Origin of the sequence: Psychromonas ingrahamii 37, from assembly GCF_000015285.1 — a bacterium.
Classification (GTDB): Bacteria; Pseudomonadota; Gammaproteobacteria; order Enterobacterales; family Psychromonadaceae; genus Psychromonas; species Psychromonas ingrahamii.
In genome coordinates this window covers 1,984,779-2,001,576 of sequence record NC_008709.1, presented here as the reverse complement: position 1 = coordinate 2,001,576, position 16,798 = coordinate 1,984,779, and the positions used below count along the sequence as shown (strand labels likewise).

Below are 16,798 nucleotides of genomic sequence, written 5' to 3'. Positions count from 1 at the left end.
TTTATAAATATTCCTACTGGCAGATTAACAAATTTTGATCAGTATCATCACATACTTTACCGTCAAGATCCAAAATTATAGATGTTATATAGGGCGACTTATTTTTATTCAAAATAAGTCGTTGACATACCCGGTCATTCTGGCATTTTTCAGCATAAAGGGCGATGCTATTAATTGCCAGTTTTCTTTATCAATGCCTGCTTTAACAACCAGAGTGGTGGATAATAACAACGCCTCTAATAGCTGTCATAAAAATGAGACCAAGGACAATAAAACATAAAAAAATCGTGTCATAGTACCCTACAATCTATTTCAATATTAAAGACTCCGTTTAAATAGCTTGCCCCTTAATAGACTAATTGGTATCTTTTTCTTTAACTAACGCTTTTAAATTATCCAACAAATCAATCGGCATCGGAAAGATAATCGTGGAGGTTTTCTCATTAGCAATTTCAGTTAACGTCTGCATATATCTTAACTGCATCGCATTAGGCGCTTTACTTAAAACCATTGCAGCCTGCTGTAATTTTTCAGATGCTTCAAATTCACCCGTTGCATGAATAACTTTTGCCCGTCTGACACGCTCGGCCTCTGCTTGTTTGGCTAAAGCACGAATCATACTGTCATCAAGATCCACATGTTTAACTTCAACAGTTGCTATTTTTATACCCCAATTGTCCGTTTGTTTATCCAAAATAACTTGTATATCTTTATTCAAACGGTCCCGTTCGGCCAGTAACTCATCAAGTTCATGTTGCCCTAACACTGACCTTAGGGTCGTTTGTGATAATTGACTGGTTGCCTCCAAATAACTTTCGACATTGTTAATCGCCATCTGCGGATCAACAACTCGAAAATAGACAACCGCATTAACTTTAACCGAAACGTTATCACGTGTAATTAAATCTTGAGTGGGTACATCTAAAACAATTGTCCGCAGATCAACTCTTACCATTTGCTGAATAACAGGAATTAAAATAACTAATCCAGGGCCTTTTACTTCCTGGAAACGCCCAAGAAAATAAACCACACCACGCTCATATTCACGTAATACTTTGAACATACTAAAGAGTAATGCCAGTACTAAAATAGAAATCAGACCGCCGGTTATACTATAAATCATCATTACCTTTCTCCTTATTAATGAACACACGTTTTATGCTGTTTTTATTCCATGAGGCTGTTTTTCTCATTAGCACAGACAATCAGATTTAATCCGGAGACTTGTTTAACGCGCACTTTCTGCCCTGCTAGTAAACTATCAGCGCTAGATGCGTGCCAAATTTCACCGGCAATTTCAACCCACCCTTGGCCTGTATCAAAATCATCTTTTACGATAGCCAATCGACCAACCAAACGATCAACACCCGTAGTGACTGTTTTCCGCCTGATTTTTAATAACAGAGCAATCATCAACAAAATAAAAGTAGTCGATAACAGAGCAAGAGCCATAATAAGGGGTTTAGCAATTTGATATTCAGGTAAATCACTGTCCATAAGAAAAATTGAACCCAATATAAATGAGACAATCCCCCCAAGGCCTAAAGCACCAAAACTTGGACTGAAGGCTTCAGCAACAAGCAATAAAAGACCCAGTAAAATAAAAGCTAATCCCGCATAATTTATTGGTAACATCTGCATCGCGTACATTGCCAGCACTAAACAGATCCCCCCTAATACGCCTGGCAAACCAACACCCGGGCTGTAGAATTCAAGTATTAATCCATAAATACCAATTAACATTAAGATATAAGCGATATTAGGATTGGTAATAGTCGCCAGAAAACTATAACGCCAATCAGGCACGCGCTCGATAAGGCTTACCTCATCTAATGAAAGTTTATTTTTATTACCCAATAATAAAATTTCCCGGCCATTGGCAAACTCAATGACTTGTTCAAGATTATCAGCAATAAAATCAATAACATGCCCCGCTAATGCTGTTTGCGCATCGATACTGGCAGCTTCTCTGACGGCTTTCTCAGCCCATTCTTCGTTACGCCCATGCAATTTTGCCAAGCCTTTAATATAAGCACTTGCATCATTGATTACTTTTTTTTCAAGTGTCGTTTTGGCACTGACCTGTTCGCTATTTTTAGCGTCTTTCTGGCTTGATGGTGAGTTTTCATCACTAGGCGAACTTTCCGGTCCGGAAATGCCAATAGCAACGGGAGTGGCTGCGCCAAGATTGGTTGCATTTGCCATTGCGGCAATATGGCTGGCTAATAGTATATAGGTACCCGCACTCGCTGCGCGCGCACCATTAGGACCAACCCAAGTCGCAACAGGAATGGTAGAGGAGGTGATATTTTGAATAATACTGCGCATGGCGGAGTCTAAACCACCTGGCGTATCCATTTTAAGGATCATTAAAGAGATATCTTGCTGCTGCGCTAATTGAAATTCCCGCTCTATGTAATCAGAGGTCGCAGGGCCAATAGCCCCCTGAACGGGAATAACCCAAACTTCTTTAGCGCTGGCAGTAAAACAAAAAAAGGTTAAAAATAATAACCAAAAGATAGGCCATTTATTCATTATTACCCCTCCAAAGTTGCACTGTATTTTAATAATAGTTCAGTTAGGATATTCTGTTCTAATTGAACTGGATACTTTAATTTTGGATAATACAATCCACTATTGAGGTGTACATGAATACAAAACGTCAATACAAAACTTATACGAGTGAATTTAAAACAGAAGCATTAGCGTTAATCAGTGAGCAAGATTATAGCGTTCAGGAGGCAGCTTCTGCTTTAGGTATCATAACTAGCCTGCTTTATAGCTGGAAACAAAAAACCGAAGAGCATGCCAATTCAACGGTAAATTCTGATGAACGGACTGAGTTATTATCCTTACGAAAAGAAGTTAAACAGCTTCGTATGGAAAAAGAAATACTAAAAAAGGCCAGCGCCTTCTTCGCAAAAGAAATGAAGTAAAGTTTCGATATATTCGAGCATATCGCTCTAAATATTCAATAAAACTACTTTGTAATGTACTACAAGTGAGTCGTAGTGCATTTTATGATTGGCTTGAACGGCCAGCTAAAATAATGAGTGAAGAAGAGCTGAATATGTATCGTACGGCGCGTCAGCTATTTAAACGCAGTCGTGGCAGTTTAGGCTCTCGCCAGTTGTGCAAGAACTTGAGACGAGCGGGTTTTAATGTAGGCCGTTACTGTACGCGCAGCATCATGCGTAAGCTGAAACTTGTGGTGACCCAACGCCAGGCATATAAAGTAACAACAAAGCGTAAGCATAGTGATAGCGTTGCTGATAACGTATTAAACCAGCAGTTCAATCCCACACAGGCAAACTTAGTTTGGGCGGGTGATGTAACATATTTGAGAACCAATCAAGGCTGGATGTATTTAGCCATTGTTATGGACTTATACTCCCGCAGGATTATAGGCTGGTCTATCTCGAAACGTATGACGGTTGATTTAGTTGAACGTGCATTACAAATGGCGATTAACATCAGGCAACCTAAAGCTGAATTAATGTTCCATAGTGATAGGGGCTCTCAATATACTAGCGGGCTATTTAGTCGATTGAATAACGGCCTCAATGAGCAGTGTCGGTGCTTGTTTAGATAATGCTGTTGTAGAACGATTTTTTGGTAGTTTAAAAAATGAATGGTTATTAAATGTTGTGCATTTAACACGTGAAAGGATGAAGATGGATGTTGAAGAATATATCCGTTATTACAACCATGAACAACTTCATACAATACTCCGTAATTTAACAGCGATTAACTATGAAAATTTACAAAGTCAGGTGTCCGGTTGGACTTGACCAGAATATTACCCGCTGGGTAAGAACTGAAACACAAACAGATTCTAGACCAGGCTCAAAACAATCAACATTAAATATATCAGAAAGAGCTGAACTAGAAATATTACGCAAAGAAAACAACCGGTTAAAAATGGAGCGTGATATTTTAAAAAAGGCCGCAGTCTTCTTTGCGAACGAAAAATAATAAGATTTCAATTTATTCAACAACACAAAGAAGACTGGCCAATTAAAGTAATGTGTCGCGTCATGCAGGTAAGTTCAAGTGCGTTTTATGCTTGGGAAAATACGGCGATTAAACCTTTTGACACATTAGGTTTTAATCTAGACTGCACCGTGAAGAATACCTTTAAAACGCACAGAATGACCTTAGGTAGTAGGCGTATGGTGACTGAACTGGCAAAGCAAAACATTGTTATAGGTCGTTATAAAGCACGCTCAACCATGCGTAAATTAGGGCTTGTGGCGCGATACCCCAAGAAATATCAAACGACCACTGACAGTAACCACAATAATCGAATTGAACCGAATAAATTAAATAGGCAATTCACTGTTGAAGAAGCTAATCACTATTGGACTACCGATATTACTTATATCGCCACGCATCAAGGGTTTATCTATTTAGCGATCGTCATGGACTTATATTCGCGCCGTATAGTTGGTTGGTCTATTGCAGATAATATGCGTACTGAACTATGTAGTAACGCCCTTGATATGGCCTATTGGCAGAGAAAACCAGCATCGGGATTACTGCATCATTCCGATAGGGGGAGCCAGTATACAAGCGATGATTATAGGAAATTACTTAGCACCATGGAAATGGATGTTAGCATGAGCGGTAAAGGGGAATGCTGGGACAATGCCCCCACAGAGCGATTTTTCCGTAGTTTAAAACATGAGCAATTAAACTATGAAACATTCAAAACGAAGAAAGCAGCAGAACTAAGCATTTTAGATTATCTTGCTTATTACAACGGTAAGCGCCCACATTCAGTTAATGGGTACTTATCTCCTATTCAATATGAGAATAAAGTCGCTAAGAAAGTATCCAGTTTTTATTCACCATTACAGGGAGACCCCAATGATTTTGTGATTTTGGACACAACTCCTAAACAGGTGTGCCTGCTTCAGCTTGTTTTAAAATAGCCATAATTTGGCTGTCAGAATAATGTGATTTTTTCATGCAGAATCTCCTGCGATTAGTTTACGAGAAAATTCTACTTGTGAATTCAATTTTTTTTCGTGGGAATTACTGGAGGTTTTTATATTCAGTTTACACAGTTTACACAGTTTATTTTACAGGCTCTAGTTTAGATTTTTTCTAAATCATAATCTTTTACTTGTTTTCTCAGATTTTCTAAATGTTCATCTATATTTTCTTTTGTTACTAAAACTCCAGAATTTTCTGGAAGATCAATTGATTTGTTATTAAAAATTCTTGCCATTATTTGCTCTGTTGTTTCAACTCTTAAATGACCATAATCCCAGTAGTTATTTTTATTCTCACTGATTTTATTGTGTCCAGTAAAATCAATATAATCTGTAATTTTTACAAGTTCTTTTTTGAATAATTCAAATTCATCAAATTGTCCAACCGAATTTATTGCATCAAAAGCGTCACTATACATGGGAGGAATATATACAAAAAATTTTATATTATTTCTATTACAATAGTCAATTGTATTTTTAAAGTATTCTAAATATTCATAAGAAAACTTGTAGCTTTTATAAGAGGTTATTGAGTTTTTACTAAAAGAGTATGAAATACTCTTTTTGATATTTTCATCTAATTTGAATGTTCCTTTTTCATTTTCTTCAATATAATTCCTATAATCTCTCATACCATTTTCAGATAAATAAATTACTTCTGTTTGTTGTATATTTAAAATATTTTTTATAACAATTTTTACACTTTTAATAAAAGTTTCAATATTAAAATATAAATCAAAATCATCTATTTCATCAAAATTATCTATTTCTTTTTCTAATTTATAAAAATCATGAAAATTATTTTTGATAGTTATATTTTCATTGAATGCTATAAAATCAATTGCATAAATTAAGTATTTTATATCATTAAAATGATTTGCATATTTAAAAAATTTATTTTGAATAACGGTATTTGAACCAGGATATTCAAGATTAAAAGCATTTGAATTCAAATGCTTATTTACTATATTTGGATTCATTACACCTATTCTTGATGTTCCAAGCATTATAGTATCAAAATTTCCATCTCCAAGTATATTAGCTTTAAATCTTGTAGTCATGAGTGTATTTGAATATTTTTTAGTATTAATATTATTAATTAGTACTTTGTTATTCAAACCAATTGGGTCAACCAAATAATTAACTCCACTAATAAATCCGACACCCAACACACAAAGTATCAATAATATTTTAATCCATTTTTTACTATTCATAAATTATCCTTAAAAATTAAAATATAAAAATTCTGTTACTTTATTTAAGGATAAAAGACCAACTAATAAGTAGATTAAAGTTAAGATTAAAGTTTTATAATTTGGTTTAAACTCTTTCCCTTTTTCAATTGAGTTTTTGAATAATAGAACTAAAATAAATCCAATAATTAACCAGAGGGGAGTATAATAATCTCCTTGTATATTTTCTACGAAACCACCAAATTCAATATCATAATTGCTTAAAAATGAAAGTTTTGTAGCTAATATATTTGGCAACACGATATTCTCCAAAGAAAACATCCCACCTGAAACCTTTACAGCATCATCCCACTCTTTAGCTCGGAAAATTACTAAGCTAAGATTGACAAAATTAAAAGTAATAAACCACGCTAAAAATCTATTCATCTTTATCTTTGTTTTCTTCCAAGAATGATTTATGATTGTTCCAGCTCCATGTAATGCTCCAAACAATACGTACATCCATGAAGCACCATGCCAAATTCCTACAATAACAAAGGCAACAAATGTAACTATCATAGCTTTTGCAAATGTTGTTTTTTTAAAGGTTAATAGCATGGGAGTATAAATATAATAACTTATAAAATTTGTAAGTGTCATATGCCATCTCTGCCAAAAATCAATTACACCTGTCGCTTTATATGGACTATTAAAGTTTTGTGGCAGTTTAATATTAAATAGTAAAGCAGCACCAATTGCCATATCTGTATATCCACTAAAATCAAAATAAATTTGAAAAGTATAAGATAACGATGTAGCCCAAGCCTCAAAAAGATTTAAAGTTGTAGCAGTGTCAAATCCAGTAGTAGCCCATATAGCAAAAGTATCTGCAATCACTACTTTCTTGAATAATCCAATGGAAAATATAAAAAGTCCTAAAGCTATATTTTTATAATTGTTGACTTTGTTCTTAACACTTGCAAATTGTGGCATCATCTCTTTATGGTGTACGATTGGACCTGCTATAAGTTGAGGAAAGAATGTGACAAATATAGTATAGTCTAAAAAGTTTCTCTCTTTAACTAGGCCTTCATAGCTATCAATCAAAAATGCTATTTGCTGAAGTGTGAAAAAACTTATAGCAAGTGGTAAAGCTAAATGTAACAGTCCTATTTCAGAATCAAAAAAAACATTAGTATTTTTAATAAAGAAATCCATATATTTAAAATACACCAACAATGAAATATTAAATACTAATCCAACTTGTAATAATGTTTTTTTAGAAAAATACTTTTGCTTAGATTCATTGTATTCAAACATTGTATTTGTAATGGTATAATTAAATAGTATAGAGATAAGTATAAGTGGCAAATAAATGATATTCCACCAACTATAGAAAAGTAAACTTGTAAATACAAGCCAAGCTTTTGAAGCAATTGTCAACCTCTTTTTATTTAAATAGAAATATACAAAAAAAGATATTGGTAAGAAAGCAAAAATAAATTCATAACTATTAAATAACATTATCTAGGTATTTCTTTCAAGTAATTCAATTAACCCAAGCTCAGAATATAGGAACGCAACTTTCCTATCGTTGAATAATACTGCTTTTTTAGGTTCAGAAACAAGAATTGCGCCGCAGTCAAGATGTACATCAATAGCTTTATTTATATCATCGACTTCCCAACAAGTATGATATAATTGTATGTTTTTTTTCACATAAATAGAAACTTGTTTTCCCGATACCAACTCTATTTTATTATTATCATTTAAAGTAACCATACATAAATAAGCTTCTTGTAATTCATCGTATATAATATCTGTAACATTTGATATATTATATATATTATTAACATATTTTAATGTTCTATTAATATCATCCGTCGCAATTCCTAGGTGATGAAGATTCATTTTTTAATTTTTATTGATATTAAATTCATTATATTCCCAATGTTTTTCAAATCCTGCAATTCTCCCAAAGCAAATTTAATATTAAACTCTCTTTCTATCGCTACTATTAAATTAATATGGGCCAAAGAGTCCCATTCCTCTATCTCATTTGCTGATGTTTTATTTTCTAAAACTAAATTTTCTATGTCCAATATATCTCTAAATAACTCTTGTAATATGTTTTTTATGTCCATGATTTTTCCTTTTTATTTTGTAAGTAAAGCTGCATAAGATATATCAACTTTATTTTTTTCTAAGTAGTCATCGTTTTTATCTACTGATGGAGCAACCATCTCAGACTTTATTTTAAATCCAGCTTTTTTTGCTAATACTCGTATTTCATCTACATTATTAAAAAGATATACATGATCAATTGCAGGACAATTTGCACATGAAGTTATAAAAAGTTCTCCATCTTCACTAAGGAGATTATACAAACTATTTAATATCGATAATGGATTATCCACATGTTCTAGTACTTCACCCATAGTTATAAAATTATATTTTTTATTTGTTTTATATAAGTTGATATCGTAGTTATAAAAAACTATCTTATCTATATATTCATTCTCCATAGATTTAAGTATATTTTGTGTCATTCTTATAGATGATTTACTTATATCAACAACATCAATATCTTTTAAATTTTCATTATGATTTAAAATTTCAAGTAAGAACAAACCATGACCACTTCCAACTTCCAAAATATTTGATTTACTATCAAAAGTTTGTACAATAGACTTATAAAAGGTAAATATTTTATAATGGTGCTTCCATAAAAACTGAGATAGAGCTAGTGCTAACATATAATTAGTCATAACCTTTTCATCATTATAAGTATGTTCAAATGCTTCATTTTGGTTTTGAGTGTGATACTGGCCACTATATAAAAATTCTTTTCTACAAAAAAAGACTTGATCCAACATCTCTAAATATGAATTAGCAATATCCTTAACAGATATACTTTCTAAAAGCATAAATTTTTTATAATTTAATAAAAACGATTCTAAGTCTAGTTCCATTTGAGGGAACTCGTTAAATAAAACTTTGATTTTCTTCTCTTGAGTGGGTGCATTTTTGTATATAATATTTAATAATTCATCTTTCATACGTACATTTACTCTTATAGATTTATTTTTATTTTCATTTTCATTTTCATTTTCATTTTCATAATTTGAAATATTAAGCTTCCAAACTGTATCTTCATTATTTGTATTACTTAGTAAAAATCCAAATTTTTCGTATAAATCTGAAACCATATTATTTTTGGCACTTCTATAATAATAACCTATTATCTCAGTTATATCTTGTTCTTTACACTGCCTAACAACTTCATCAAGCATCGCAAATTCCATATCTCTTTTTAAAACCCTACAGCTCATCAGCCATAAATCAATGTGACATTGATTGTCTTTTATTCTTCCAATAGTTATTGCTATTAAACCATTATCTCCATATTTATCTATTAATCTTCCATAAATTTTTATGTATTCATTGTTAGACGCAATATTCTCTATCTCCCCCGCCGTATATTTTTTTGTGGTCAGATTAAACTGATTAGTTTTATTTGCAAGTTGTGTTATTCTATTTAAGTATATTGGAGAGAAAGATTTAATATCTGCTGTCATTTCTAATGAAATCAAAAACTCATCATAAGATTTAAAAATAGATTCTTCATTTACTCTTTTTTTATTATCTTCATAATACTTATTTCTATTAATATCATCAGCTAACAATGATATTGGTTCAAAATATCCATTTCTATCTATGTGGTCTATAAAATGTATTACATCATTACCCACATCTGGAACAGCCACACTTGAAATCTGAGATGATACAATATCTCTTTCCACTGCATTATCATCTATAAAGACTAAACTATCAATTCCAATATTTATCTCTTTTGCTATATCCATAATATTCTCATGCTTAGGGTCCCAAGTAGCTTTAAATGAAGTAAAGTCATCAAATCTCAATACACTTTCAGGGTGTTCAAATCCTTCTTTAGCATTTTTAAAATCATTTTTAGAACATACAGCTAAAGTGATACCTCTTTGTTTTAATTCTTTAGTATATTTTTGAAAAGATGTATATGATTCAGCAATGGCTGTCTCTGTCCCTATATAAATACCATTTACCCCATCATCTCCAATCACTCCACCCCAACAAGTATTGTCAAGGTCTAAAACTAGACATTTTTTTGTTTTACCAAAAATTGCATTCATAATTTTACTAATATTAAATGCTAATTCTGGAATTGAATTCATACTAAGAGCATACTTCGCTTGATGCCATAGTGATTTATCAAACCAATTTTTTAATCCAATATATGAAGATAAATAATTAATGTCATTAATATACAAGAATTTTATTTTTCTTGCTTCTTTTGCAAATTCATTATTTAATTGATTTATAAAATATGTTTTACCATGTATGTCATAGCAATCTAAATTTCCTAAACTTCTATCAATTGTGTAATCAAAATTATTTTGAATTATTGCACAATCAAATTTAGATAATGAACTCCATATTGATTTGTATCTTTGAATTTCATTATTTAATAGTATTTTGATTTCATCTTCACTATCTTTTAGATCTGGATATTTAATAATATTCTGATTTGTTGTATGTATATAAACTATATCAGGATTAAATTTATCTAAATCCTCATTGCCAAATAGGGCATCTTCATAATATTTATTATATTCTGATTCATAAAAATTTACTTTTATTCCATTGTCTAATAAAAATAACTCTAAAATATTTTTTATTTCTGATATAGTAGAACCACCTAATATAGCTATGTTCTTTTTTATTAAATTATTTTTTAATAATAATTCTTTTTTTATGGATTTCTTTTTTCTAAGAATAAAATCACTATCTAACTGATGTTTAAACATAATTGCCCTTTAAATTGTTATTTAAATAAGGTACAGATTCTAGTTAAATATTACTCTTAGATTCAAATAATAAGTGCATAACTTGAATAGGTAGAAAAAACGGTCAGCTGACTATATGCTAATCGCTTTTTCTCCGGCAAGAAATGCAACAATGAAAACATATAACCAACTGACCTATGAACAACGATGCCAGATTTATGCCTCAAATAAAACAGGGTTGGGCCAAACTCAGGATATGGGTCAAAGACCCGTTGTTTTAGTGCTCAGTTCTAAAATTATCTTCGACTTTTGGCTCAAAATGATAAGCTAAATACTCTTTAATCATTTCTTCGGTAACATCACCAGATGTGACACAAAAATATCCTCTAGACCAAAAATGACGCCCCAGTATCCCTTTTTTAAGTCGGGGAAACATTCAAATAATTTAGATGATGATCTCCGCTTCACCCTTCTCATTATTTCACTTGGTGCCATATTAGGGGAGCTGAAACTAAAAAATGAACATGATCTTTGCTAACAACTCCTTTTAAAATCTCAATTTTAAAAGAATTATATGTTTGCCTGATCAATTCTCTGACCTTCAACCCAACATCACCTTTTAAAACTTGATACCTATATTTTCAATACTTTAGGACAACTTACGTCTAATCCTAACGCGTCAAAAAGTCTGTCTATAAAGTGTTGATTGAATTTTCGACGTTTCAACGAAGCGATTGATATTATCGTGGGCTTCCTGGTTGATTTCTCTCTTCAATTTTCAGTAAATTCAATGCCGTTAATGACGCTTTTACGTGCATATTAATTGCTTCTTTACGCCGTGATTAGCAATGAGTTAGCCCGGTGTATTGTTTTGCATCTCTGAATAAAAATTCTATTTGAAATAGGGCCTTGTAATACTTAATCAGCGTCATCGCATCCAACATAATATCGGTTGAATACAATAAAGCCCGGCCTGTTTTTATTCTGTTATTCCAATTCAACATCACAACACAAATTTTACGCTTAAGGATCTTTAAATAAACCACTTAGGTATAAAACAGCTATCTTTTCATTCAGAACTCCTACATAATCAAAGCGCGCTAAATCTTCAAAATTGACCTTGCCATCAAATCGTCGGGGCCGACCTATGCCATTGTATTGACCTTCGTACATCCACTGTAAATCAGCATCAACACGGAGTTTCCCAACAAGATGAATGCCGGTTTCAAGTACCTTCGATACAAATTTCACTTTGCTATAATAGGCATCAGCAGCAAGATACCGAATATTAAGTTGACGTAGGTTATCTGCAACATCAACAACATGCTATGCATATTGTTCAACTCGAGTCGCTCCTTCAATATCGATTGTTTGACGTGAATCCAGTGCATAGGCTGTATTTGACTTCAGATCGGTATACAAATCGTCGATATTTCCAAACCTGGCTGTGCCTCTCCTGCGCAGACGTTGTAATACCAGCCTAACCCATCCGTTTTACGACCCAATTTACTGATAAAGCTGGCATCAATCGCTGCAATCTGCTCTTCCTGCTCAGGAAAGGTAAGTGCAATTAATTTCATGTTAAATTCGGCATAATCAAAAGCGCGATCGGACCAGCGTCGAAATCGTTTTTCATTCATAAAGCTGTATCGGCCCATATTACTGAAGGTTGCCTTACCTTGAAAAACGACCAAAACAGCAAACAGAGAAAGCATAAAGGTTCTCTAATGATTTTTAACATTGGACATTGAGGCTAAAATTGTTTCTACTATCGTTTCCGTGGGCAGGCTTCTGTGTTTATTTGACGTCAGAAACCTTATTCTCGTAGTTCCTGTTCTTGACGCCTAATTTTATTTCTCTCCTAAAACTGTCCAGAATGTTGATATTTAGTAACAAAAACAAAATGATACTGAATCTTGAAAACCGTAGGGCTACCATATCGATAATCCATTTCCATCTCCTAACCAAATACCTATTAAGATATTATAGCTAAAGCTGAGCGGCTAAAGCCAATGGTTTTACCTTTTCAGGAGACTAATAAATCAAAAAACGCCAGCCAAATTAATGGCTGAACATAGGGTGACTATAGCTGCTTAGTGGTTATGCACTTCAAAGTTGAATCTGCCTTACGTTTTAAAGTGATAAAATTTAATTTATGATTTTGTCTTGGGTAAAACCATATTTAGAAATATTGCAACAAGCGCGCATAAACTGACCCCTTGCAGGCTAAAATCACCAAAATCAAAAGCCATTCCACCGATTCCAAAAACTAAAACGACAGAGACAATGCATAAATTACGCGAATTGGAGAGATCAACTTGATGACGGATTAACGTATTTAATCCAACAGACGCAATAGTCCCAAATAATAAGATTAAAATTCCCCCCATCACAGCCGAAGGAATAGTTTGTAATATGGCTCCAAATTTTCCGATAAAAGCTAATAAAATAGCAATAACAGCAGCCCAAATCATTATTTTAGGATTGAAGTTACGGGTTAACATAACCGCACCGGTTACCTCTGAATAAGTCGTATTAGGGGGGCCGCCAAATAATGAAGCAGCACTAGTCGCCAGACCATCACCAAACAAAGTACGATGTAGACCTGGTTTTTTCAAAAAATCTTTACCCGTTACATTACTAATAGCAAGAATATCGCCAACATGTTCAACTGCGGGGGCAATTGCCACCGGAATCATAAATAAGACAGCTTGCCAGTTCCATTCCGGCGCGACAAAGTTGGGTATACTCAACCAAGCTGCATTACCGACCGGACTGAAATCAACCACGCCAAAGAACAATGACAGGCTATAGCCAAGCACGACCCCTGAGAGAATAGGCAGTAATTTAAAAACGCCTTTCGCTTTAGTCGCCACTAATAAAGTGCAGATAAGTGAAGAGAAAGAGATGATCATTGCTGTATTTTGTTCTATTAAAACAAAACTACCATCACCCGCTTTACCCAGTGCCATATTCACAGCAACAGGCGCAAGGCTTAAACCAATCACCATGATCACGGGTCCAACAACAACAGGCGGTAATAAGCGATGAATAAAATCAACACCACGAAGTTTAACCGCATATGACATCAGCATATAAACAAGGCCAGCTACAAATAATCCCGACATAGTACCGGGAATTCCCCAGGTTTGAATGCCATAAGCAATGGGAGCAATAAAGGCGAATGAAGATGCCAAAAATATTGGCACTTTCCCTTTGGTCACTAAATGGAATAATAAAGTACCAATACCAGCCGTAAATAAGGCAACATTTGGATCAAGTCCAGTGATTAATGGCATTAATACTAAGGCACCAAATGCTACAAATAACATTTGTGATCCAGCCAAGGCTTGCTGAAATGCATTAAAGTCAGCAGTCACGTCCTCAACTATTTCTTTTTCTGGTGTTCCCAATTCAGAATCGGTACGAGCAGTCATCTATTTCTCCATAATACTCAAAAAATAACCCTATCAATTTTAGAATAAGGTTAAATTATACTAATCCCACTCATTAGGCCGTCTATTTGGGTGCAGGGAAAACACATAAAAGCAAAGCACTGATTAAGTAGCTAGATATTCTAATTATAAAATCAATGACAAAGACTAAAATAGCGTTTTATGCTTGGCTAGCATTCAGTTAGTGCATATAAATGAATAGAAAATGAGTGGAGTTGGTATTAGTTGGTTAGTTATTTTGTACCAAAAATTTTATCACCAGCATCACCAAGACCAGGTACAATATAACCCTGTTCATCTAAGTGATCATCAATAGACGCGGTGTAAACTTCAAGATCAGGATGTGCGGCTTCTAATGCTTTTAAACCTTCTGGTGCAGCCACTAAAACAAGTACAACAATTCTAGTACACCCAGCTTTTTTGATTAAATCAATGGTGGAAATCATAGATCCACCCGTCGCAAGCATGGGATCAACAACAATGGCTAACCGTTCATCAATATTGCTCACTAATTTTTGAAAATAAGGCACCGGCTCTAGGGTTTTTTCATCGCGATAAATACCAACAACACTAATTTTTGCGCTTGGCATATGTTCCAACACGCCATCCATCATACCTAAACCAGCACGCAAGATAGGTACCACAGTCGCTTTTTTACCTTTAATCTGCTGTACTTCTACTTCTCCATTCCAACCTTGAATTTTGACTGTTTCAAGTTCCAGATTTTTGGTCGCTTCATAAGTTAGTAAACTGCCAACTTCGCGCGCTATTTCGCGAAAACGTTTAGTACTAATGTCAGCTTCACGCATCAAGCCTATTTTGTGTTGAATCAGCGGATGCTTTACTTCAATTACTTTCATATTCTTCATTCCTAATCATAAAATAAAAATCTACTTGTACATGATCCTGGGCCAAGGAGCCTTGGTCACTCACCTTAGGCATAATAGCCGGTCATTTTTATAACAATAATTTTCTCCAGAACAACCAAGCTCCCCTTGAATAAGCATCTAATGACAGTAACTGTCTTTGATATTATTTAATGGAAAAAAAGGGATAGTTTATGCAATCCCCTTTTAACCGGCAATCAACTTATTGGTTGTTTACATTAGTTGCACCAATTTTATGTATTGAAACATCTGCCCCATTGAATTCTTCTTCTTCAGAGAGGCGAATGGGCATAAAGTGATTAACGAGTTTGTAGACAGCAAAACCGCCAATCAGCGCGACTGAGACACCGGCAAACGAGCCTATTAATTGACTTGCAAAACTGACACCACCTAAACCACCAAAGATTTCCAGACCAAAAATACCTGCGGAGATACCGCCCCATAAGCCGCAAACACCATGTAAAGGCCACACACCCAATACATCGTCAAAACTGGTATATTTTTTTTGTACGTAAGTGAATAACCATACAAACAAACCACCAGCCACTAAACCTGTCACCAATGCGCCCATTGGGTGCATTATATCGGAACCAGCACAGACTGCGACGAGTCCGGCTAATGGACCATTGTGGATAAAACCCGGATCTTTTTTACCAATAACGAGTGCACTAATAATGCCGCCAACCATCGCCATTAAAGAGTTCATTGCAACTAAACCACTAATACCTTCAATAGCTTGAGCAGACATAACGTTAAAACCGAACCAGCCAACGGATAAAATCCAAGCACCAAGTCCTAATAAGGGAATATTAGAGGGTGCAAAAGCCACTAATCTGCCAGCACGATAACGGCCATTACGACTGCCCAAAACAATAATGGCAGTAAATGCAATCCACCCACCCACAGCATGTACAACAATTGAGCCGGCAAAATCGTGGAATACCGCACCAAAGTTCGCCGCTAACCAATCTTGGAATCCATAATTACCGTTCCAAATAAGGCCTTCAAAGAAAGGATAAACCAGACCAACACATAACGCAGCTGCAATTAGCATGGGATTAAATTTAGCTCTCTCAGCAACACCACCTGAGATAATCGCCGGTATTGCGGCAGCAAAGGTCATTAAGAAAAAGAATTTAACCAATTCATAACCATTATTTTCAGCTAATATCGCGGCACTATCAAAAAAGGTAACACCGTAAGCCAGCCAATAACCAAAGAAAAAATAAACTAATGCTGAAATCCCAAAGTCAGACATAATTTTAACTAACGCGTTCACCTGGTTTTTATGGCGCACAGTGCCAACTTCCAAAAAAGCAAATCCTGCATGCATGGCAAATACCATGATTGCACCCAATAAAATAAATAACGTATCTGCACTACTGACTAATGCAGTAACATGATTTTGTATTAAATCCATTTAATTCTCTATTGTTGACCCAAAAAAAAATTTAACGG

At 34.1% G+C, this 16,798-nt stretch carries 14 protein-coding genes and 3 pseudogenes; 3 read left to right on the top strand and 14 right to left on the bottom strand.

The genetic code is table 11. From position 1 onward, the window contains the following. Positions 1-355: 355 nt before the first annotated feature. Both PING_RS08620 and PING_RS08615 read right to left on the bottom strand, forming a co-directional pair. Complete coding sequence (locus PING_RS08620) at positions 356-1,126, bottom strand: slipin family protein (RefSeq protein ID WP_011769996.1); 771 nt, start codon at positions 1,124-1,126, stop codon at positions 356-358. A gap of 41 nt (positions 1,127-1,167) precedes the next feature. Further along, the gene (locus PING_RS08615; RefSeq protein ID WP_011769995.1) at positions 1,168-2,535 is read right to left on the bottom strand and encodes an NfeD family protein; all 1,368 of its coding nucleotides are present in this window, start codon (positions 2,533-2,535) and stop codon (positions 1,168-1,170) included. 113 nt (positions 2,536-2,648) lie between these two features. On the opposite strand from PING_RS08615, the pseudogene PING_RS19900 reads away from it, so the two are divergent. The 3 genes and pseudogenes from PING_RS19900 to PING_RS08595 all read left to right on the top strand — a co-directional run bounded on the left by PING_RS19900 (position 2,649) and on the right by PING_RS08595 (position 4,934). Further along, a pseudogene (locus PING_RS19900) lies at positions 2,649-3,791 on the top strand (IS3 family transposase). Next, positions 3,754-3,975 carry a hypothetical protein gene (locus PING_RS08600; RefSeq protein ID WP_041766251.1) on the top strand — a complete coding sequence of 74 codons (222 nt, stop codon included), beginning with the start codon at positions 3,754-3,756 and terminating at the stop codon, positions 3,973-3,975. The pseudogene PING_RS19900 and the gene PING_RS08600 overlap by 38 nt, the downstream one beginning before the upstream one ends. A gap of 50 nt (positions 3,976-4,025) precedes the next feature. Then, positions 4,026-4,934 carry an IS3 family transposase gene (locus PING_RS08595; RefSeq protein WP_011769993.1) on the top strand — a complete coding sequence of 303 codons (909 nt, stop codon included), beginning with the start codon at positions 4,026-4,028 and terminating at the stop codon, positions 4,932-4,934. A gap of 164 nt (positions 4,935-5,098) precedes the next feature. Here PING_RS08595 and PING_RS08590 read toward each other — a convergent pair whose 3' ends face one another. The 12 genes and pseudogenes from PING_RS08590 to PING_RS08545 form a co-directional block, all read right to left on the bottom strand. Then, on the bottom strand, positions 5,099-6,211 hold the full coding sequence (locus PING_RS08590; RefSeq protein WP_011769992.1) for a hypothetical protein: 1,113 nt from the start codon (positions 6,209-6,211) through the stop codon (positions 5,099-5,101). A 9-nt stretch (positions 6,212-6,220) separates the two neighbouring features. Further along, on the bottom strand, positions 6,221-7,693 hold the full coding sequence (locus tag PING_RS08585; protein ID WP_011769991.1) for an MBOAT family O-acyltransferase: 1,473 nt from the start codon (positions 7,691-7,693) through the stop codon (positions 6,221-6,223). A 3-nt stretch (positions 7,694-7,696) separates the two neighbouring features. Next, the gene (locus tag PING_RS08580; RefSeq protein WP_011769990.1) at positions 7,697-8,080 is read right to left on the bottom strand and encodes a VOC family protein; all 384 of its coding nucleotides are present in this window, start codon (positions 8,078-8,080) and stop codon (positions 7,697-7,699) included. Further along, positions 8,077-8,313, bottom strand: coding sequence for an acyl carrier protein (locus PING_RS08575; protein ID WP_011769989.1), 237 nt, complete (start codon positions 8,311-8,313; stop codon positions 8,077-8,079). Before PING_RS08575 ends, PING_RS08580 begins: the two co-directional genes overlap by 4 nt. A 12-nt stretch (positions 8,314-8,325) precedes the next feature. Beyond that, positions 8,326-11,019 carry an HAD-IIIC family phosphatase gene (locus tag PING_RS20935; protein WP_011769988.1) on the bottom strand — a complete coding sequence of 898 codons (2,694 nt, stop codon included), beginning with the start codon at positions 11,017-11,019 and terminating at the stop codon, positions 8,326-8,328. Between the two features lie 256 nt (positions 11,020-11,275). Next, positions 11,276-11,627: pseudogene (gene tnpA, locus PING_RS19895) on the bottom strand (IS200/IS605 family transposase); the annotation flags it as partial. Between the two features lie 394 nt (positions 11,628-12,021). Next, entirely contained in the window at positions 12,022-12,249 is a 228-nt protein-coding gene (locus PING_RS19445; protein ID WP_011769987.1) for a hypothetical protein, read from the bottom strand. A 155-nt stretch (positions 12,250-12,404) separates the two neighbouring features. Continuing rightward, positions 12,405-12,713 carry a hypothetical protein gene (locus PING_RS08560; protein ID WP_011769986.1) on the bottom strand — a complete coding sequence of 103 codons (309 nt, stop codon included), beginning with the start codon at positions 12,711-12,713 and terminating at the stop codon, positions 12,405-12,407. Positions 12,714-12,874: 161 nt separating this feature from the next. Beyond that, positions 12,875-12,955 (bottom strand): annotated as a pseudogene (locus PING_RS20545) (IS200/IS605 family transposase); the annotation flags it as partial. A 196-nt stretch (positions 12,956-13,151) separates the two neighbouring features. After that, positions 13,152-14,435, bottom strand: a complete 1,284-nt coding sequence (locus PING_RS08555) for a uracil-xanthine permease family protein (protein ID WP_011769985.1) — start codon at positions 14,433-14,435, stop codon at positions 13,152-13,154. 251 nt (positions 14,436-14,686) lie between these two features. Next, positions 14,687-15,313 (bottom strand): uracil phosphoribosyltransferase, encoded by a 627-nt coding sequence (upp, locus tag PING_RS08550; RefSeq protein ID WP_011769984.1) that lies wholly within the window; start codon positions 15,311-15,313, stop codon positions 14,687-14,689. A 229-nt stretch (positions 15,314-15,542) separates the two neighbouring features. Beyond that, positions 15,543-16,760 carry an ammonium transporter gene (locus PING_RS08545; protein WP_011769983.1) on the bottom strand — a complete coding sequence of 406 codons (1,218 nt, stop codon included), beginning with the start codon at positions 16,758-16,760 and terminating at the stop codon, positions 15,543-15,545. Between the last annotated feature and the right edge of the window lie 38 nt (positions 16,761-16,798).

What these genes read in the sequence shown, in the direction of transcription:
- PING_RS08600 (WP_041766251.1), top strand. Translation starts at nt 3,754, where the DNA reads ATGAAAATTTACAAAGTCAGGTGTCCGGTTGGACTTGACCAGAATATT.
- PING_RS08620 (WP_011769996.1), bottom strand. Translation starts at nt 1,126, where the DNA reads ATGATGATTTATAGTATAACCGGCGGTCTGATTTCTATTTTAGTACTG.
- PING_RS08580 (WP_011769990.1), bottom strand. Translation starts at nt 8,080, where the DNA reads ATGAATCTTCATCACCTAGGAATTGCGACGGATGATATTAATAGAACA.
- upp (WP_011769984.1), bottom strand. Translation starts at nt 15,313, where the DNA reads ATGAAAGTAATTGAAGTAAAGCATCCGCTGATTCAACACAAAATAGGC.
- PING_RS08545 (WP_011769983.1), bottom strand. Translation starts at nt 16,760, where the DNA reads ATGGATTTAATACAAAATCATGTTACTGCATTAGTCAGTAGTGCAGAT.
- PING_RS08595 (WP_011769993.1), top strand. Translation starts at nt 4,026, where the DNA reads ATGTGTCGCGTCATGCAGGTAAGTTCAAGTGCGTTTTATGCTTGGGAA.
- PING_RS08585 (WP_011769991.1), bottom strand. Translation starts at nt 7,693, where the DNA reads ATGTTATTTAATAGTTATGAATTTATTTTTGCTTTCTTACCAATATCT.
- PING_RS08575 (WP_011769989.1), bottom strand. Translation starts at nt 8,313, where the DNA reads ATGGACATAAAAAACATATTACAAGAGTTATTTAGAGATATATTGGAC.
- PING_RS08615 (WP_011769995.1), bottom strand. Translation starts at nt 2,535, where the DNA reads ATGAATAAATGGCCTATCTTTTGGTTATTATTTTTAACCTTTTTTTGT.
- PING_RS08590 (WP_011769992.1), bottom strand. Translation starts at nt 6,211, where the DNA reads ATGAATAGTAAAAAATGGATTAAAATATTATTGATACTTTGTGTGTTG.
- PING_RS08560 (WP_011769986.1), bottom strand. Translation starts at nt 12,713, where the DNA reads ATGCTTTCTCTGTTTGCTGTTTTGGTCGTTTTTCAAGGTAAGGCAACC.
- PING_RS20935 (WP_011769988.1), bottom strand. Translation starts at nt 11,019, where the DNA reads ATGTTTAAACATCAGTTAGATAGTGATTTTATTCTTAGAAAAAAGAAA.
- PING_RS08555 (WP_011769985.1), bottom strand. Translation starts at nt 14,435, where the DNA reads ATGACTGCTCGTACCGATTCTGAATTGGGAACACCAGAAAAAGAAATA.